Below are 19,745 nucleotides of genomic sequence, written 5' to 3' on the forward strand. Positions count from 1 at the left end.
GCAAGAAATAAATTACAATCGCAGAAAAGATATTTGAACTTTTGTCATTAAATTGCTAATTCAACTAAGGATATAAATAGCTATTCCACCACCAAAACCCAAACGCTTAAATGATGAGTAAAAACCGGTCATCGCTGATTGCCACAGAGGTAGCTAAAATGGCTCTTTTAATATTTCTGATCATCCTTGGAGGAAGTTCCAATATTTCAGCACAACCATATTCGTTTAACTTTAAGCACCTTACTGTTGATGAAGGGCTATCGCATACTGATGCCAACGATATCGCACAAGACAATAGAGGCTATATCTGGGTTGCCACTTATTTTGGCCTTGATAGATTTGATGGTTATACTATTAATAAGTATTATAATAATAACCACCCGATAAAAAATGCCTACAAAAACAGGATCCGCTTTGTTTATCCAGACAGCGATGGAAATATCTGGCTGGGTACTGAAGATGGACTGCAGTATTTTGATCCACGCAAAGAACGTTATCACGATCTGGTAGAAACAACAAGTAAGATCTCTCCATATTTAGGTAAAATGGTGAAATCTTCTGATAACCGCATTTATGGACTCATTAACGGAGTGCTTAAGGTCTACAACCTTCAAGATACTTTTTTAATGCCATTAAAAGTCAATCAACCTAACGAAACCAGGTTTTCTGATCTGTTTCTTGGCAACAACGGAACCATCTATTTATCGAGCAATACGGGGATCTGGACGATTGATAAAACCCAGCACCTAAATCGCATTAAGATTACAGGCTTGCCAGGGCAAAACTTATCACTCGTTTATATTGACCAGGAGAACAACCTGATTACGGCAGACGCAAGCACTATTTATTTGGTTCCCGCAAAAACCAACAAACAATTAACAGTGACCAAACAATTTACCCATCGGGAGATTAGCAGGATAAAAGACATATTTCAGAACGGAAAATCAGATTATTGGCTAAATACAGGCAATGGGTTAATCAGGTTAAATCATAATCTGGATTTTATTCAGTCCGTAAATAACAAGAATACGCCCAGCCTGAGTTCAGATTCATTTACCAAGGCAATAATCGACAGATCTGGCTGCCTCTGGCTCGGCACCTTTGGCAACGGTGTAAATTATTGTGACTTAAACGAAAAACTTTTTTACACCCTCAAAAACGATCCTAAATCTGCTAATTCCCTTTCCGGAAATTTTGTAAGATCGATCTTTTCGGAGAAAAATTATTTATGGATCGGAACGGGAGGAAATGGCTTAAACCGGTATGATTTTAAGTCGAAAAACTTTACTTTTTATAATACATACAATTCGTCCACTCGGTTAAAAAATGATGTGGTAACGGCATTAACGAAAGATAACGACGGAAACTTATGGATAGGTACAAACGGGGGAATAGAGATACTGGCACCAAATAGAACCACCATTTATAAACCAAAAGGATATGAAAATTTCCCATCTTATGTAATCGAAACACTGGTTAAAGATTATTATGGAAATATCTGGTTTGGTAACCATACCCAGAAATTTGGTGTTATATACCGAGACGGCGAAAACAATTTCAAAGTTAAATATTATGGTGAGGGTTATTTTATTTTTGCAGATGGAAATAAACCGCAGCTTTTTGTTTCGAGTACCAATGGTTTAAAAAGGCTTTACATTGACAAACAGGGCAATATTACAAAAACCTTTGAATACCGGGGATCGGAGAAAAAGAATTCGCTAAGTTCTGATTATACCTACCCGATAAGTAAACAGCGTGACAATACCTACTGGATCGGTACCATAGGGGGTGGATTAAACCGGCTTGACCTGAAAGAAGATAATTCTTATTCCATAAAAATTTACAACGGGAAATACGGCGTATTTAATGATGTTGAGAGTTTGGAAATCGATGATGATGGAAATATCTGGATGGGCGGAAACGGACTGGAATGTCTTGATCCTAAAACAGGAAAATTAACGCGATATGATAAAAATGATGGTTTACAGGGCAATAGTTTTAAGGTAGGGGCATCTTTTAAAGGTGAGGACGGAACCTTATATTTTGGTGGGATTAACGGTTTAAATTATTTCTATCCAATGGATATTAAACCAAATACCATTGAGGCAAAACCCATTCTTACCGATATATTGATCAACAACCTTAAACCTGATTATAACAACCTTAATTCTACAGCACATTTAAGCAGTGATGCAATCGGTTATGGGAATGCAATTGAGATTGACCATAAACAGAATAATTTTATCATTTTTTTCTCGGCCATGCATTTTGCAAATCCGTTAAAATGTAACTACAGGTACAAGCTAACAGGATTCGACAGCGAATGGAAATATACAGATGGAAAAAACCCAAGTGCAGCTTACAGCAACCTGGATTTTAAAACTTATAAATTTATCCTTCAGGCAACAAATAATGATGGAATCTGGAGTAATATTACCACAGAAACATCTATTTTAATCTCACCTCCATGGTGGAAATCAACCCTGGCTAAATCGCTCTATATTATTATTCTTATTGCCGGCCTGGCCGCTATTTACATTGCTCAGGCACGTTGGTACAGGCTTAAACGAGAAATCGCAATCAGGGAAGTAAATGAAAACCGAAGAGCAGAAATGCACAGGCATAAGGAAGAACTTTCCGATCAGCAATTGATGTTTTTTACTAATATTTCACATGAATTCAGAACGCCGCTTACGCTGATCCTTGGACCCCTGGAAACTTTAATCAAACAGAACCAAAGTGAAATACTCGACAGTTCATATCAGCTGATGCACCGAAATGCAAAAAGGCTGTTAAATCTTATCAGTGAGATTATGAACTTTAGGAAGATTGCCGACCAAATCATCAAACTTCAGGTGCAGGAAGTTACTATTAAAGATTTCGCCAATAATCTGGCACAAGAATTTAATGCATTAGCAACTAAAAAAAACATCTCATTTACCACAAGGACCACACCGGATGCTTTCCTATCATTAACAGGATTTCTGGATATTCAACTCGTAGAAAAGATCCTCTTCAATCTGCTGAACAACTCCTTTAAATATACACCAGAAGGCGGAGAGATTTTATTTGAAATATTGACTGACATCAACAAGTTTGAGCCTGCATATGGTACCGGTTTTAAACTGATCAACGAAACCCATAATGGAAAAGCGCATATCTATTTCCGTATCTATGATTCAGGCATCGGAATATCCAATGAATCCATCCATAAGATTTTTGACCGCTACTATCGCGTCAGCACAGAGCATTTAGGATCCGGAGTTGGTTTGGCGTTGGTAAAAAGTCTTACCGAATTGCATAAAGGCGACATTTATGTCTATAGCGAAAGAAATCAGGGAACTGAAATCATTATCGGCATCCCAATCGGTAAGGGCGATTACTTGGAAAACGAAATTTTATCAGGCGATCATTCCCTGGAGCACAAACTTGAACCAATAGACCATTCGATACTTGCCCCATCAGTTAAAAAAGAAGATAACAGCCTTTTTTCTAAGGAGAAATCCGGAAAACGGGTTTTAATTGTAGAAGATAACGATGAACTCTTAGCTTATTTAAAATCAACATTATCAGACACCTATCAAATTTATCAGGCCGGAAATGGCAATGATGGCCTTAAACTCGCCATAGAACACATCCCTGATTTGATTATCAGTGATGTGATGATGCCTGGAATGAATGGAATTGAATTTTGCAGACTGATCAAAGAAAAATTTGAAACCCGACACATTCCTTTCATTATTTTATCTGCAAGGGATGCCATTGATGCCAAAATTGCCGGTATGGAATCGGGTGCAGATTTTTATTTTGCAAAACCCATAAGCGCTGAGCTCCTGCTGCTAACCATACATAACCTTTTCGAACAATCGGAGCGAATAAAAGATAAGTATGCTAAAAATTACCTAAGCGAAGCAACGGAACTTGTGCATTCTGATAAAGATAAAGAATTTGTCAGCAAACTTTTGAATGTGATAGAGGACAACATCAAAGATCCGGGGTTAGACGTCGACTATCTTTGTAACAGCCTTTTCATTAGCCGAACAAAGCTCTATCAGAAGATTAAAAGTATATCCAATCAATCAGTTGGAGACTTCATCAGAACAACACGGTTAAAAAAAGCCATTAAAATTATGACCCATGAGGATGTTCCACTTTATGAAGTAGCCGAACGAACCGGGCTCCAAAGCAGCTCTACTTTTTCAAGGGCGTTTAAAAAAGAGTTCGGAAAATCACCCCTACAATACATACAGGCCCTTAAAAAAAACAATTGACCACCATTTTGAGACATGATCTTACATATTAACCGATTATTCATCATCAAGAAAACTGGCAACCAGGACTCCTTTGTTTATATCTTGAAAAAATATTATCCAGCGTCAATATTTACCTGTGAATAACAGCGTCTGCTAAGAAGTAGAAAAAGAACAACAGCCTGTTTCGCGTTAGTATAAATCGGTTCATACCGGGCATTTGTAAATTAACTGTTAAAGCAATACCAATTACATACCAATGGCAAAAATTTACACATACCCTGTTAAAAACAGCGTACCAGGTAAGAAACACCAAAAATGGTATCTACACGCGTGGTGAAAACTTCAATATAGTCCGGAGTCTGAAGTCTCAATTTTAAACTTAACAGATGCACCAAAACTTTTCCCTATCCAGTTACGCTGCATTCTTTAATCGGTTAAGGCTTTCAAGGATTAAAGTAAATATGTAAACGGACAATAAGAATATTCGTTTCTGACCAGGATATAGAATGGTGTGATTGGCAAATAAGTATCAAAAATGAACAGACCTGTCTCCACTATTGCTTCTTAGGCGCACCTGCTTCCAATTTGTCTTTAAAGATTTCATCCAGCTCCAAAAAGAGCTGACCGCCATTAAAAACCTTTGGTGCCATGGCCATTTTTTCTGCCAGTAATGCGGTGGGTAGCGGCTTGAATTTTCTGGCTATTCCTATCCCATTGAGAAAGTTCAACAGGCCTTCTGATATACGTTCGCCTACCCTATCTGAGTTTTTCCGCACCAATAAACCAGGCCTGAAGGTAATGTATTGATCGAATCCAAGCTTTGCAACGCCGTCTTCAAGCATACCTTTGAGCCTCGAATAAAATACCCTGCTTTTGGCGGAAGCGCCATAGGCAGATAACAATACCATGCGCTTAACGCCATTGCTTTTGGCAAGTACAGCGAAATCTAACGGAATTTCATAATCGATATGTTGTTGGTTATCTTTCGAACCGGCAGCTTTTAATGTCGTTCCAAGACAACAGAATAGCACCTCTCCATTAATTTGACCAGAAACTTCATCCAAATTTTCAAAGTCGGTTAGGACTTCAGTCAGCTTCAGGTTTGAAATCCCCGTTGGACATCGTACAAATATTGTCACTGCTGTATATTCAGGATCTCGCAAAAGTACATTAACCAGGTCTTTTCCTGTAGCGCCAGTAGCTCCGATGATCAGTGCTTTCATATTTTTTTATTCTAAAATTACTTAATAAAAGATCAAATTCCTATTTGCCATTACCGTCGGTTCAAATACAGTTCGCTTTACATTTTTAAGATTCACCTGGATATTCCAGTAGCTGGGACTTACCCGGTGTTTCCGGTTTAAGCTCATCTATCATTTCGAAATGTTAAGTCTAAAATCGCATAATTTCAGTTTTTTTATTTCGGCGCTTTGGTGTAAGCATGCCTTCTGCATATTTTCACAAGTCGCATACATGAGCCAGTGAGGGCAATATATAGTTGATAATGTTGTTAAGTTGTATTTTTTATCATTAAAAAATATTAGATTCGCAATGCAGTTTGATGTCTTATTCTACTGTCATTACCAATCCATTTTTAAAATCATCCCTTTACCAAACTAAATTAACAGCTATGAAAAATTTATTAAAGTACCTATTACTTTTAAACATTGCACTATTCTCTGTGGCTTGTCGCTCAGATAAGGATGGTCTTTTAGATGAACCACCAGTTACGGTAACCACTGAATTTTACAAAAACGCAAACCAACTGGCTGCGACCTATGATCCTTCAAACACTGTAAGCCAGACGATGAGGGACCAGGTTTACGATTTATATAAGAAACAAAAGTGGGGCGAACTGGAAATGCTATTTATAAACAACAATTTAAACGAAAAATGGCCACCTGCAAACGGAGGTTTTAATACAGTAGATGATACACCAATCACAATGGGACAGAAATACGATAGATACAGTGGTGCGATTGGAACCTACAGCGGAACAGGAGCTCCAACCTTAGGAGGAAGTTTTACGAGTCCAGTTATCAATGGAATTGTGTATACCTTCGGGCAAAGGGCCTTGAATCAACCGGAAAATACTTATGATTTTTATTATGAAATAGAAGTTTTAAATAATTCATTAAATTTCAAAGGCCAAACAGCAGATATTATCCCCTGGTTTAATCAGGCGGGTTATGGAAAACAGACGATGTGGAAAATCCCGATCGATCCAGCGACTGGCTACCAAAAAACCTGGAATAAATTGGCTCAGGAAGGGTATATTAAAGTAACAATTAAGAAAAACCCGAGTGGAAAATACCCGGGGGCTGTTGGCGTAGTTATTGCACAATAAAATCATTTAGATGTATTCGATTTCAAAAAAAATATTCGTTAAAAAACAGGCTTCTGTTGCTAAAAACACGTTCAGTAATGCAGAGATTGGTAACTCAGCAGAGGTAAAATTCAAATGTTCTGACTGTAGCCACGAAAATATCATCAAAATAACACCTTATGAATCAGGCTTTCCGATTTTCCAATTGTACAATAACGAAAAGGTTTTAGCTAAAAATGAATTATTAGAAAATAAAATTGTCTCCGAAACCTCCATAAATTTACTTCACTTTGGAGAATTGACAGTAAATAATTTACCAACATTGTACTTTGGAACAGATTGTCCGTCTTGTCATTCAAAATATATTTGTGTTTTCAGCTATGGTGAAAAACAACCTGGACTGACTTTGCTTACCATTTCCGGCGTGTGGGAATATAACGAAATTTAAGCCTGGATATCCCAAAAATTGGCCACTTGTTTTTCAGCATGGTGATTTGCAGGTTAATTTAAAATTTGTTCAACCAGCTACCAATTATGATAGAATTCTCTGTAGGCTTTGTTTATATCCTGACCAACGAAGCGATGCCCGGCATTATCAAGATAGGACGCACTTCGAGACTTCCGGAAGACCGGGCTAATGACCTTTGGGGATCAGCTTTGCCATCACAGTTCAATGTTGTTTTTCGGGCTTTGACATCAAACCCCGAGAGGTTAGAAAAAAAAGTTCATGAGAACACTTCGAACCGTTAGAGTTAATGAAGTAGCGAGGATTATAATGAGTCAAGCGATTATGTTAAGGCGAGAGCGTTGCTCCTGGCCGAATATTTCATTCAGCGCGGATGGCTGGTAACCGCAGGAAAAAACAACTGTATACTGATTTACGTGCAAAATGAAGATATATACAATTTTACGGAAGACCAATTGATGGAGATAATATGTGAATCAGACTGGCACATAGCGGGAACAGGTTTAAAGACCAGCCCGGTTACCTACATGTTTTACCATCGGGGCGAATTTTTCAAAAAGTTCGAGGTACTTTGCAGTAGTGAATATGACATTTACGATAAGGATTGAATCAGTAGATAACTCAACAAAAACAGGCAAATACTATAAATCCTTAATGCGTCCAACTTATTGATAGACTACATTGATGATTTAGGCACATCTTAAACGCGGCAGTCTGTTTTTGACAGGGCGTGGTGCCAGGGAAAACCGCTGCCGAAAAACGGGCGGGCGAAGCCCGCCGCCGGAAAGTTTTAAAAAACAACTACATCCCTATAGGCTGTGTCCTTAAACCGCCAAGATTAAGGAAGAAACCACGGTTTTCTATTATCCCTGTACGCAACATCTGCCACAGAAATGATGACCCCATATTGGCCAGAACCGAATTGATAAAAAGATCCTGTTTGTTCAATGCCTCGGCAAGCGAACAGCTTGGTTCGTCATCCAGTTCTCCCGCTTCCACCAACATCTCCCGATAATCAGCCACTAAAGAGGGTAGAACTCCAATAGTGGACAAACCAATTTATTTGACCCCTTGTCGCCAAATTCATAACCCAATGACAAACAATACTTTATATAGAATTTATTTCTGGCGAGATGGGGTCACTTTGAAGCGGTTTATCCAGGTTCCATTCGAAAACGATGAAATCAAGATTGAAAGACAGCCACTGATACAAAAGGTCAGAAGACCAGACCTTCCAAAGGTACTGTTCTGGGACTTTGATTTTGACAAACTGGACTGGAACAGGAGTTACAAAACCGTTATCGAACGGGTGCTTGATAAAGGCAATACAATGGATTCACTCTTATAGGTAAACGAATCATAATAGTGGGTTTCGTGCGCAAGGCTATAAGCTGGCTTATTTCCATCTTCTTTCATGGGGCTCTTCAGTTCACCTGTGGTAACAATAAGGAGGTTGAAAGTTTGTATTTTGGTTAAGAATTGAATTAAGCCGGTCATTTTTTAGATAATTATTTCAATACTAAAATAGTAAAATTTTATTCTGTAAGTTTCGCCCAAATAGATAAGATGTAGAACTGCTAGGTATTGACTTTAATTCTATCTAATCTACTGCGCAATTGCAAGTTGTCGTTGTCAAAGTAGTAAACCGTATCGAAGATGCTGATGGAATCGTAATTCGTTTACTGGAATATATTTTTAGCATCCATGTCAGGCAGAACAACGGGCAAGGAAAATATAATGTACCCTTGCATCCGTAAAGGGAAAGCATGCCTTAAAGTCTCCTCTCTTAATCATTGTTCATAATCAGTGCTAATTCCCTGTAATAGTTCAAGTTGTGTTCTTGCGCTAATTCGATGCTCATGTCTCTATTCTTCCTCTAGGGTAATAGGTGGGTCGTTCTGCCAACGAATCATACCGAGGCAGAAGAACGCATGCATCAGGCGCTGGGCCGTTTGCTGGTTAAAGTGCTCCGGCTCTAGCAAGCCATGCGCTACCTGATTTCTTAAATTCCAGCCCCGTGGATCCGTAAACAATACTTTGAAATAATAGACGGTCTCCTCACCGAACGCGCGTTTCACGATCTCATCTTCCAATACGTGATTAAAGGTTTTAAAGCGCTGATCATCGGAGCCACGGGTGCTACCGGAAAAGACCTAGTGAATGTATTGTTGCAGGATAACACCTATACAGAGGTTGTCATATTTGTACGCCGTACTACTCAAATCACCCATCCCAAACTGGAAGAAATTCTGACTGATTTTGATGATCTGGAAAAAGTATCCGCACAGATTAATGGCGATGTATTATTTATATGCCTTGGCACCATACTAAAAGCGGCCGGATCAAAAGATAAACAACGGCATATCGATTATGCCATCCCATTGAAATTTGCAGAGATTGCCAAAAGAAACCATATGACCAGGGTAGTTTTATTATCTGCTTATGGTGCCTCTGCTACCAGCAAAGTATTTTATTCTAAATTAAAAGGCGAACTGGAAGAGGATATTTCAAAATTGGCCCTGGATCAGTACATCATTTTCAGACCGGGACTTTTATTGCGAAAAGACTCTGATCGACTGGGTGAAAAGATATCGGCTGGTGTGTTAAAATTCCTGAACGCTTTAGGTTTGATCAAAAAATTCAAGCCCCTCCCCACTTCCTTGCTGGCCGAAAAACTGGCCAAGGCCCCAAATAGTCTTCCAAATGGGAAACACATTGTAGAATTAGATGATATTTTCAGATTTTAAGAGAAAAATTATCGGTTAAACAATTACATTGGAAATTTTATTTCCCAGCCATAACCATATTACTCCATAAAACGACAAACCTGATTTGTTGATCAAACTGATCAGGGAAAAAATTTACTGAGGCAACTCCTTAGTCGTTTCTCACGTATTGCCACAAAGGAAAAATCATAGTTTTTTTATTAAACCCTATTAATACTATTACAATTTTCCAATGGACATATAATTTACGTAGTTTTGTTTATACAAAGTCTAAATAACAACAATGATCAACGTAGTAATTGCAGATAACCAAATTCTTACCCAAGAAGGCCTGGTATCTATTTTATCTACAGTTGACGATATCGGTATTTCCGGCACGGCATTAAACATTACTGAACTGGTGAAACTGGTAAACGACCTTAAGCCTGATGTAGTCTTGATGGACAACGATTTTAGCGATGACACTCTTGTTTATCCTCATTTGGAAGACTCTCGGGTTCTTTTACTCTCCAACAAAGAAAGCAGAGACCATATTCTAGAACTCATCAATAAAGGCGCGAAGAATTTGGTATTCAAAAGATGCAGTCGCGACGAAATTATTCAGGCCATCTATGCAACTGCCAAAGGAGAGCGTTTTTATTGTGAACAAACTTTACAAACCATACGTGGCCGGGATGCTGTTAATCCTTTTCATGGCATAGAACCCAATCTTTCGTACCGAGAGGTGGAAATTGTACAGCTTATAGCCGATGGGATGACCAATAAGGACATTGCCGATAAGCTATTTTTGAGTGTACACACCATCAAAACACACCGCAAAAACATCATCAAAAAGTTGGGTTTTACCTTTAAACATGCCTCCGAACTGATCCTGATTTTAAGTTACCTAAACGATATCTTTATTTAGATCAATTATAAATATACCCCCGAGGGGGTATTGATTGCCTGTGCTGTCCGTTCTAATTTTGAGCCATAAAATTAAACTAATCAGCAACGATATGAAAAAGTCTTTTACGGCAATCATCCTTTCTTTGGCGGTACTCCTGTTTATGGCGGGCTGCAAAAAATCAGATTCACCTATACCAGAAGAACCTACACCTGTTTATACAGTACCTACAACCTATAATTTTGCCAATGCCAATTTCGCTGATGCCACTACCCGCCTGGGCATGGTTACCGAAATATCGAACCTGATGAAAAATGCCCTGACAGGTACTTTTGACGGTGCAAAGGCAAAAGCAATGTTGACCAATACCAATGCACCGTTTACCACGGCAGCGTATAATACCTCAGGATTACAACTTAACGATCAGTTTGCCGCAGCTTATAAAATAGATGTACTGAGCGCGATCGATTCGCTAAGTAAAGTAAATGCAGTAGCTTCTACCCCTGCAAGCAGAGGTGTAGCTGGTGTAGCAGCAAGTTCGGCAAATGACGCATCGAAATATGCACTAACCAGTCTTGGCGTAAACTACGCGCAAGTATTTAACAAAGGTTTAATGGGCGGTTTGATTACTTATCAGATTGTAACTACAATGAACGCGGCTGCGAACCAGACTATCGACAATACCACCCTTGTAAACGGTTCAACGGCCTTAGAACATGCATGGGATCTGGCCTTTGGTTACTGGGGCGTACCTATCGATTTCCCGACCAATAAAGTTGGCGCTAAACTTTGGGGCAGCTACAGCACACAGGTTGATGATGGTTTTAAGGCCAATAAAATCCTGATGGACGCTTTCTTAAAAGGAAGGGCAGCCATCAGTGCTAAAGATAAACCAACAATTGTGGCACAGGCCAATATTATCCTCACTACGATGGAAAGACTAACTGGAGCCGCTGCTTTACAGGAAGTAAAAGAGGCAAAAGAGTCAATAAACGACAATATTCTTAGAAACAGCCGTGTATCTGAACTATATGGTTTTGTGAACTCGATTAAATACAATCCAAAAAGGATTACTACCGATGCACAGATTACAACTCTGCTGGCCCTGTTCCCAAAAAGTTTTTATGATCTGACGCTAACCGATGTGAATACCATCAGGGATGCTGTTGCCAAACAATACAATTTTGAGGATGTAAAAGATATCCTATAAACAAAAGATTAATCATTCAATCATAAATTAACCACCCATGCTGTTAAAGCAGGGGTGGTTTTAATGTTAATATTATGCGCAAAATTATCTATCTGGCCATTATAGCCGTATCGGCATTTATATTGGTTCAATCCTGCAAAAAATCAGCAAGCAGCGATGATAACGGAACGGGCGACAAAGGTTCTTCCTTCGACCGTAAGGCTATGCTAACCAACATGAGTACCAACATGATTATCCCAGCGTATACGGCGTACCTGGCTACCGCAGTAAGCCTGGATGCTGCAGTAACTGCCTTTAATGCGGCACCTGACCTGGCTAAATTGACCACATTACAAAATGCTTTCCAGGCCGCATATAAACAATGGCAATCTACTTCCATATACGAATTTGGGCCAGCGGGCGATGTAGGTCTTCGCGTAAACACAAACACCTACCCTACCGATGTGAACCAAATTAACGCCAATGTGAACTCGGGCACATACAATCCGCTTTTATTAGCTAACCTATCGGCAAAAGGCCTGCCTGCCCTTGATTACCTGTTGTTTGGCACAGGTACAGACAATGCAGCAATACTTGTTCAATATACCAGCGATAGCAAGGCAGCCAACAGGAAAACTTATCTGGCCAGCCTGGCTGACGAAATGAAAACCAATGCATCAACTGTATTGAATGCCTGGAATGGCACTTATAAAAACACTTTCATCAATGCAACGGGCACCGATGTGGGGAGTTCTACCGGACAGTTGATTAACCAGATTGTTTATGATTACGAAACCTTGAAAAATTATCAGGTTGGTGTTCCGGCTGGAGCACAGTCGATGGGCAATACCTTTCCTCAGAAAGTTGAGGCTTATTATTCAAAAATTTCAGCACAACTCGTGCTATTGCACTTACAGGCTTTACAAAATGTTTACCTCGGTAAAGATGGTAGTGGTTTCGACGACTACCTGATACAGGCCAATGCCAAATACAATGGCGGTTCTTTGAACGATGTCATAAAAAATCAGTTTACGGTAGCCATTGCTAAAGTTCAGACCTTAACCGATCCATTATCCACGCAGATAACCAATACGCCGGCAGCGGTAACAGCGGTGTATACCGAACTGCAAAAATTAACGGTTTTGCTTAAAACGGATATGACCTCATCGCTGGGCATATTAATCACCTATGGCGACAACGACGGAGACTAATCAACAATGCGCAGTACGGTAATGGAGCGACTATACTCCACGTTTGATAAAAAAACACATATTGCTCCCCTGGCTGTATTACGTATAGCGTTTGGGAGCATTATGCTGGTGAGTACCATCCGTTTTTTATTTAGGGGATGGGTATATGCTTTTTATATTAAACCTGGGTTTCACTTTACCTTCTACGGTTTTGATTGGATAAAACCATTAGGAGCCTTCGGTATGTATGCTTTGTTTGCTTTATTAATTGTAGCTGCTGTATTGATTATTTTAGGTCTTTTTTACCGGGTTGCCGGCATAGCTTTTTTTATAGGCTTTACCTATGTAGAGCTTATTGATAAAACAACCTACCTCAACCATTACTACTTTATTAGTGTGATGGCCTTTTTAATGCTATGGGTACCAGCGCACCGGTATTTTTCTTTAGATGTTGCACGCAAACCTGAATTGCAGATTAGTCAGGTACCGATTTGGACTACTGGCATATTTAAACTCCAGCTTGTACTCGTTTATTTTTTTGCTGGCATTTCTAAACTTACTTACGATTGGCTCATTGTAGCCATCCCACTTAAAATATGGCTGCCCGCCAATAGCCAGTTTCCTATTATTGGCCCTTTGTTAACGCACCAATGGGTAGCCTTTTTTTTTAGCTGGGCAGGGATGTTGTTCGATCTGTTGATCGGTTTCTTTTTATTGAGCCGCAAAACACGAAAGCCAGCCTACATTTTGGTGATCATTTTTCACCTCGCAACCGGACTGTTTTTTAAGATCGGCATGTTCCCTTATATCATGATCTGCGTTACCGTGATCTTTTTTTCTCCTGAAACCCATATCAGGATAATCAATTTTTTAAGAAAGGTTCTTTTCAGATCAGGCAATAAAACATTAAAAACAAACGCGGTTTATCAATTGGCGCCCAATAAACTGAAACTGGTATTGGCGGTATTGATGATACATTTTTCCATCCAGCTATTGCTCCCACTCCGATATTTATTGTATCCTGGCAAGCTGTACTGGACAGAAGAAGGATACCGTTTTTCGTGGCGGGTAATGCTCATGGAAAAAGGCGGCACAGCTTTCTTTCATGTAAAAGACCCGGCCACAGGTAAGCAGACTGAAATTATCAATTCGGCCTACCTTACCGGTTTTCAGGAAAGGCAGATGGCTACACAGCCCGACATGATTTTACAGTTCGCACATTTTCTCGCGCATGAGTACCAGCAAAAAGGCATTAAAAATCCGGTAGTAACTGCCGATAGTTATGTAACACTTAACGGCAGCGGCAGTAGATTATATATCGACAGCAAGGTTAATCTCGCCAAAGAACAAGAAAATTTTGCCCATAAAAAATGGATACTTCCATTTAAACAAACAGAATGAAAAAAACTTTTATACTGATCACCACAATCTTGATTATAAGCAGTCTGAAACTGGCCGCACAAAGTTTCAACTTAAGCGGAAGTGTTAAAAATGGTACCAGCAAAGCGATTGCAGGAGCGTCAGTCGTTTTAAAAAACACAAGCTACCGCGTGGCTTGCGATGCAGAAGGCAACTACCATTTAACTAACGTTCCTGCTGGCAATTATAACATCGAAGTTTCATCCGTTGGCTTTAAACAGATCACCCGTTCCATAAAGGTCAACTCCGATATCGCTGTGGATTTTGTGATGGAAGAAACCGTAGAGCAGATCAGGGATGTAGATGTAAAAGCGGCTAAAGAAAAAACTTTTGGTATTACCCGTTTAAGTGCTGTTGAAGGCACAACCATAAACGCCGGAAAAAAAAGTGAGGTGATTGTACTTGATGATGTTACCGGAAACAAAGCAACCAATAATACCAGGCAGATTTATTCAAAAATAGCCGGACTAAACATTTGGGAAAATGATGTTTCGGGAATCCAGCTTGGTATAGGTGGACGTGGATTAAACCCAAACCGTGTAACCAACTTTAATACCCGCCAAAACGGTTATGATATCAGTGCTGATGCACTGGGTTATCCCGAAAGTTATTATTCACCCCCATCAGAATTAACAGACAGGATTGAAATATTAAGGGGAGCATCATCATTACAATATGGTACCCAGTTTGGCGGAATGATCAACTTTAAACTTAAGGAAGGTCCTACCGACAAGGCAATCGAAGTTACTTCACGCGAAACAGCCGGATCATGGGGATTTTTCAATACCACCAACAGCATTGGCGGTACCATTAAAAAGGTTCAATATTATACTTTCTTTCAGCATAAACAGGGTGATGGCTGGCGGCCAAACTCTCAGTTTAACGTAAATACAGCTTACGCAGGCATTACCTACAAAGCTACCGATAGGCTATCTCTAACATTTCAGTACACCTATATGGATTATCTGGCCCAACAACCAGGCGGCCTTACCGATGCTGGTTTTAAATCAGACCCACGCCAATCAATACGGGAGCGAAATTGGTTTAAAGTGAACTGGAATCTCGGGGCTTTTATCCTGGATTATAAACTGAATGATCATTTAAAACTCAATTCGCGTTTTTTTGGCCTTTCTGCCTCGCGAGATGCGCTTGGCAATTTGGATTATATCAGCAGGGCCGATCCGAATGATGACCGAAATTTATTTAAAGACAAATACGGCAACTATGGCAATGAAACGCGTTTACTTTATTCGTATAAACTAAAAGGTAACCCGCAAAACCTGTTGCTGGGTGTAAGGTATTATCACGGCCATACCGATCGCGAACAGGGTTTGGGCAATAATGCTAAAACGGGTTCTAGATCAGATTTTGATTATAATCCTGCTGATAATGATTACTATTCGAAATATGATTTCCCCAATAACAACCTCTCCTTATTTGCAGAGAATATTTTTAGGATCACCCCAAGGTTTAGCATTATCCCCGGAATCAGGTTTGAAAACATTGTAACGAAAGCCGATGGTTTTTACACCCAGGTAAATAAGGATTTTGCAGGAAACATTATCTACAAAAAACTCACCAACGAAAACAAAAACAATGGCAGGAGTTTCGTTATCGGGGGTATTGGCATGAGTTATTTCAAAAGCGAAGCCATGCAGTTTTATGGCAACATATCACAGAACTATAGAGCCATTAATTTTAACGACATCCGTTCGATAAATAAAAACATCCAGGTCGATCCCAACCTGCAGGATGAAAAAGGTTATTCAGCAGATCTGGGTATGCGGGGTAATGTATCGGGCGTATTTAATTATGACGTGAGTGTATTTGCCATTAATTATGATAACAGGATTGGCACGGTTGATACGGCAGATGCCAACTTTAACGATTATCGTTACCGCACCAACATCTCTAAATCGCGCAATATCGGACTGGAATCTTTTGCAGAATTGGAGATACTTCATTTTATCGCTCCTCAGCATAACAACACTAAACTGTCGGTTTTTGTTAACCTTGCACTGATCGACGCAAGCTACATCGACAGTAAAGTATCTGCCTATAATAACCGCAAGGTTGAACTGGCGCCCGATGTTATATTTAAAACCGGACTTAGCTATCAATATAAAAAGTTATCGGCAAGTTACCAGCTGGCCTATACCAGTGAGCAGTTTACCGATGCTACCAACGCCACTTTTACCAGTAACGCCATTAATGGATTGATCCCAGCTTATACCGTGATGGATCTTTCGGCTGCTTATCAGTTTAACAAAACTTTTAGTCTGCAGGGGTCCGTAAACAACCTTGCCGATGAGCGTTATTTTACCAGGCGGGCGGATAGTTATCCCGGGCCAGGCATTGTACCCTCTGACGCCAGGGCATTTTATATTACGTTACAGGTAAAGTTATAAAAACAAAAAGCAGAATTGACCAAAACAATCATAAGAAAAAAACATGTATTTAAGATGCAGCCTCTGGGTTTGCATCTTTTTTAGGAGATTAAGAAAGGCAAGTTTTAAAATATAGCTTAAACGCTTTGTTGACCGTTGTTTTAGATGATCGTTAACCTAACTTACTGTCCTTTTTATACAAACTCCAGTAGCGTTCTAACAGTGAAAACAGTTCATCGTGTTTCATGTTTATCTCATCGCAACTGAGGTGCATGATAAATGTTTTTCTGGCTACCCGGTCTTTTTTCTCTAATCTTGATTGGTATTTTTCAGCAATGGCCTCGTTTGCATGAAGTTCGATGCCCTTGAACAACCAAAATGCACGCGTATTTCTAATTTCGCTAATGTCTGTCCATAAAACCAGTCCAATTTTTGCACCATTCATCGTCATGCCCGATAGCACGCCTGCCTCTGATAAAACAAGTACTGGCTTGCGGTTAAACAACCGGATCAGCATATAACAGAAAGCTGCAAGGCAAAGCCCGAAATACAAAATAAAAGAAGCGCTGGGAAAAGGTACAAGGGCAACAACCAGAGTTCCTAAAGCTATAACTAAGCCTAAAAGGATCAATCTTTTCTTCAGACTGGGGAATAATTTGATTTCTGGCATAAGCAGATTCAGGTCAATTGAAATGCCGATAGTGCATTTACTTATTCATATTCTCGCTATCTATTAATTTAACTTCTTTGCCCATTTTCTTTTGTATCACTTCAAAATGATGAAGTTCATCCGGACTTACCAAAGAAATGGCTTCGCCTATACTATCCGCGCGGCCGGTTCGTCCGATGCGGTGGATATAATCTTTGGGCGACCGTGGTAATTCGTAATTAATGACAAAAGGAAGCTGATCGATATCAATCCCCCGCCCCATTAAATCTGTTGCAACCAAAATCCTGAGTTTTCCAGACTTAAAAAGGTGCAAAGCTTCATTTCTTGCACCCTGGCTTTTTTTGCTATGAATCGCTTTGGCATCAAAATTATTTTTACGCAGTTTGTTTACAATAGCATCTGCAGTGTGAACAGATGATGCAAATACCAGTACTTGTTTCATTTCATGATGACTGATCAGATAACGTAAAAATGGTCCTTTCTTCACTTCGGAAACGATGTAGGCTACCTGGTTAATCTGTTCAAGAGAATCTTCGCGGCTTTCAATCTTGATCACCAGCGGATCATGAAGCAGCACCTGATGGATCAGCTGAAGATCTTCATTTAAAGTAGCAGACAACAGAATATTTTGACGTTTTTCGGGTAAAAGGGAGATAATTTTATCTACTTCTTCCTTGAAACCCAGATTAAGCATCTTATCGGCCTCATCGAGCACCAAAGTTTCAATGCTGGATAAGTGTACGGCGTTTGAATCTAAGAGTTCCAACAGTCTTCCCGGAGTTGCCACAAGCACATTTACATTTTGAAGCGCAGTCATTTGCGGATTAATGGAAACACCACCATATACGGCTATGGATTTAACAGGTATTGGAAGAGCAGGACTAAAAGTTTTGAAAACATCTTTTACCTGCTCTGCCAGTTCGCGGGTGGGCACCAACACCAGCACATTTACATGCCTGTTTTTAAGCATTTGTGTGTGCTGCAGGTTCATCAATATCGGCAAAACATAACTGGCTGTTTTCCCAGAACCTGTTTTAGCTATGCCTAAAACGTCTTTTTTATTTAATATGGCTGGTATAGCGGCCTGCTGGATGGGCGTAGGTAAGGTGAAATTCTGATTTAATAGTATTTTGATGAAATCTGGCGATAAGCCCAGCGCGCTGAATGGCATATTATTATTTTTGGTCAAAAATAAACAAAAATCGGCATTAACAGGATTTTGCTTTTGTTAGATTGAAAAGCCATATTGACTCATGGCAATAAAAACAGATTTTAATGGCTAAAGATTAACTTTGTATCATGAACGAACTGGAAAACTACATTCAACATTATTTTAGCATCGATCCGGATGATTGCAGAAAAGTAGCCAGCCTGTTTAAGGTCGAACAGCTTGAGAAAGGAGCATATTGGCAAAAAGCAGGTAGCCGTTGCGAAAAAATGAGTTTTATCAGTTCGGGCATACTCCGGGTATTCGTTACGCAATCCAAACGTGAGGTGACCCAGTGGATCGGCACATCGGGTTATTTCATGACCGACATCTCTTCATTCCTTTTCGGTCAGCCGGCAAGATTCAATATACAGGCCCTAACCGATACGCTGGTTTTCACCGTAGCACGTTCACAGTATATCGAACTGGGAAAACTCATACCAAAATGGAATGAATTTGAAAAAATGTTTATCAGTAAATGTTTTGTGGTGATGGAAAGCAGGATCTTTGACCTCATCTCCCTATCAGCAGAAGAACATTATACAAAATTATTCGATCAGCAGCGCGAACTGTTCAATCAGGTGCCCTTACAATATTTAGCTTCTATGCTGGGCATGACCCCAGAAACCTTTAGCCGCATCAGAAAAAAGATGATTTCTTGATTTTTATCAAGCGCAAAGGCTTATTTCGGTATATACCTTTGATTTATGAAAACAGCCATTAAAATCGAAGAAGCAGCTATTACTGGATAAACCGCTGTCAATTGACCCCATCTCGCCAATAATAATTTTATCATAACACCTTATTTTAAAGACGCTTACAAATAATTAAAAATTGGTACGACGGGGTCATATAAGTTGGTTTGTGCAACCTTTACGAAATATATCAAAAAGGCAACATTACACAGAAGCATACCCTGATGAGGGGGGTGTTCAAAGATAATCTGGTATGGGGTGAGGATATGTTTAGAACTGCTTTTATTGACCCAACGTTCAACGATAATATACTAAAAATCAAGCAAAAAGG

The 19,745-nt window shown here is 39.6% G+C and carries 18 protein-coding genes and 1 pseudogene; 12 read left to right on the forward strand and 7 right to left on the reverse strand.

Annotated elements, in window-relative coordinates:
* Positions 1 to 110 precede the first annotated feature (110 nt).
* A complete protein-coding gene (locus tag R2R28_RS26695) occupies positions 111 to 4,271 on the forward strand; it encodes a two-component regulator propeller domain-containing protein (protein ID WP_316828713.1) in 4,161 nt (1,386 codons plus the stop codon).
* A gap of 275 nt (positions 4,272 to 4,546) precedes the next feature.
* Here R2R28_RS26695 and R2R28_RS26700 read toward each other — a convergent pair.
* Both R2R28_RS26700 and R2R28_RS26705 read right to left on the reverse strand, forming a co-directional pair.
* Positions 4,547 to 4,676: pseudogene (locus R2R28_RS26700) on the reverse strand (hypothetical protein); the annotation flags it as partial.
* A 131-nt stretch (positions 4,677 to 4,807) separates the two neighbouring features.
* Positions 4,808 to 5,476 carry an NAD(P)H-binding protein gene (locus R2R28_RS26705; RefSeq protein ID WP_316828714.1) on the reverse strand — a complete coding sequence of 223 codons (669 nt, stop codon included), beginning with the start codon at positions 5,474 to 5,476 and terminating at the stop codon, positions 4,808 to 4,810.
* Positions 5,477 to 5,883: 407 nt separating this feature from the next.
* Between R2R28_RS26705 and R2R28_RS26710 the strand changes: the two genes are divergently transcribed.
* The 3 genes from R2R28_RS26710 to R2R28_RS29245 all read left to right on the forward strand — a co-directional run bounded on the left by R2R28_RS26710 (position 5,884) and on the right by R2R28_RS29245 (position 7,329).
* Positions 5,884 to 6,600 (forward strand): hypothetical protein, encoded by a 717-nt coding sequence (locus R2R28_RS26710; RefSeq protein WP_316828715.1) that lies wholly within the window; start codon positions 5,884 to 5,886, stop codon positions 6,598 to 6,600.
* A 10-nt stretch (positions 6,601 to 6,610) separates the two neighbouring features.
* Positions 6,611 to 7,027, forward strand: coding sequence for a hypothetical protein (locus tag R2R28_RS26715; RefSeq protein WP_316828716.1), 417 nt, complete (start codon positions 6,611 to 6,613; stop codon positions 7,025 to 7,027).
* A gap of 86 nt (positions 7,028 to 7,113) precedes the next feature.
* Positions 7,114 to 7,329, forward strand: coding sequence for a GIY-YIG nuclease family protein (locus tag R2R28_RS29245; RefSeq protein ID WP_410479200.1), 216 nt, complete (start codon positions 7,114 to 7,116; stop codon positions 7,327 to 7,329).
* Positions 7,330 to 7,846: 517 nt separating this feature from the next.
* On the opposite strand, the gene R2R28_RS26720 is transcribed toward R2R28_RS29245, so the two are convergent.
* The gene (locus R2R28_RS26720; RefSeq protein WP_316828717.1) at positions 7,847 to 8,098 is read right to left on the reverse strand and encodes a hypothetical protein; all 252 of its coding nucleotides are present in this window, start codon (positions 8,096 to 8,098) and stop codon (positions 7,847 to 7,849) included.
* A gap of 40 nt (positions 8,099 to 8,138) precedes the next feature.
* Here R2R28_RS26720 and R2R28_RS29250 point away from each other — a divergent pair, with 40 nt between their 5' ends.
* A complete protein-coding gene (locus R2R28_RS29250; protein WP_410479201.1) occupies positions 8,139 to 8,393 on the forward strand; it encodes a DUF6922 domain-containing protein in 255 nt (84 codons plus the stop codon).
* On the opposite strand, the gene R2R28_RS26725 is transcribed toward R2R28_RS29250, so the two are convergent.
* A complete protein-coding gene (locus R2R28_RS26725) occupies positions 8,333 to 8,542 on the reverse strand; it encodes a hypothetical protein (RefSeq protein WP_316828718.1) in 210 nt (69 codons plus the stop codon). The genes R2R28_RS29250 and R2R28_RS26725 overlap by 61 nt on opposite strands.
* A gap of 368 nt (positions 8,543 to 8,910) precedes the next feature.
* Positions 8,911 to 9,138 carry a DUF4209 domain-containing protein gene (locus R2R28_RS26730; RefSeq protein WP_316828719.1) on the reverse strand — a complete coding sequence of 76 codons (228 nt, stop codon included), beginning with the start codon at positions 9,136 to 9,138 and terminating at the stop codon, positions 8,911 to 8,913.
* A 3-nt stretch (positions 9,139 to 9,141) separates the two neighbouring features.
* On the opposite strand from R2R28_RS26730, the gene R2R28_RS26735 reads away from it, so the two are divergent.
* From R2R28_RS26735 to R2R28_RS26760, 6 genes are all read left to right on the forward strand, one after another.
* Positions 9,142 to 9,792, forward strand: a complete 651-nt coding sequence (locus tag R2R28_RS26735) for an NAD(P)H-binding protein (RefSeq protein WP_316828720.1) — start codon at positions 9,142 to 9,144, stop codon at positions 9,790 to 9,792.
* Between the two features lie 262 nt (positions 9,793 to 10,054).
* A complete protein-coding gene (locus R2R28_RS26740; RefSeq protein ID WP_316828721.1) occupies positions 10,055 to 10,678 on the forward strand; it encodes a response regulator transcription factor in 624 nt (207 codons plus the stop codon).
* A 91-nt stretch (positions 10,679 to 10,769) separates the two neighbouring features.
* Positions 10,770 to 11,867 (forward strand): DUF4856 domain-containing protein, encoded by a 1,098-nt coding sequence (locus R2R28_RS26745; RefSeq protein ID WP_316828722.1) that lies wholly within the window; start codon positions 10,770 to 10,772, stop codon positions 11,865 to 11,867.
* 74 nt (positions 11,868 to 11,941) lie between these two features.
* The gene (locus R2R28_RS26750; protein ID WP_316828723.1) at positions 11,942 to 13,057 is read left to right on the forward strand and encodes an imelysin family protein; all 1,116 of its coding nucleotides are present in this window, start codon (positions 11,942 to 11,944) and stop codon (positions 13,055 to 13,057) included.
* A gap of 6 nt (positions 13,058 to 13,063) precedes the next feature.
* The gene (locus R2R28_RS26755; protein ID WP_316828724.1) at positions 13,064 to 14,437 is read left to right on the forward strand and encodes an HTTM domain-containing protein; all 1,374 of its coding nucleotides are present in this window, start codon (positions 13,064 to 13,066) and stop codon (positions 14,435 to 14,437) included.
* The gene (locus tag R2R28_RS26760) at positions 14,434 to 16,863 is read left to right on the forward strand and encodes a TonB-dependent receptor (protein WP_316828725.1); all 2,430 of its coding nucleotides are present in this window, start codon (positions 14,434 to 14,436) and stop codon (positions 16,861 to 16,863) included. Before R2R28_RS26755 ends, R2R28_RS26760 begins: the two co-directional genes overlap by 4 nt.
* A gap of 151 nt (positions 16,864 to 17,014) precedes the next feature.
* On the opposite strand, the gene R2R28_RS26765 is transcribed toward R2R28_RS26760, so the two are convergent.
* Together R2R28_RS26765 and R2R28_RS26770 are read right to left on the reverse strand one after the other, a co-directional pair.
* Complete coding sequence (locus R2R28_RS26765) at positions 17,015 to 17,512, reverse strand: STM3941 family protein (RefSeq protein ID WP_316828726.1); 498 nt, start codon at positions 17,510 to 17,512, stop codon at positions 17,015 to 17,017.
* 37 nt (positions 17,513 to 17,549) lie between these two features.
* A complete protein-coding gene (locus tag R2R28_RS26770; protein WP_316828727.1) occupies positions 17,550 to 18,683 on the reverse strand; it encodes a DEAD/DEAH box helicase in 1,134 nt (377 codons plus the stop codon).
* A 128-nt stretch (positions 18,684 to 18,811) separates the two neighbouring features.
* Between R2R28_RS26770 and R2R28_RS26775 the strand changes: the two genes are divergently transcribed.
* A complete protein-coding gene (locus tag R2R28_RS26775) occupies positions 18,812 to 19,381 on the forward strand; it encodes a Crp/Fnr family transcriptional regulator (protein ID WP_316828728.1) in 570 nt (189 codons plus the stop codon).
* Positions 19,382 to 19,745 lie beyond the last annotated feature (364 nt).

This window comes from Pedobacter miscanthi, from assembly GCF_032678605.1.
Classification (GTDB): Bacteria; Bacteroidota; Bacteroidia; order Sphingobacteriales; family Sphingobacteriaceae; genus Pedobacter; species Pedobacter miscanthi_A.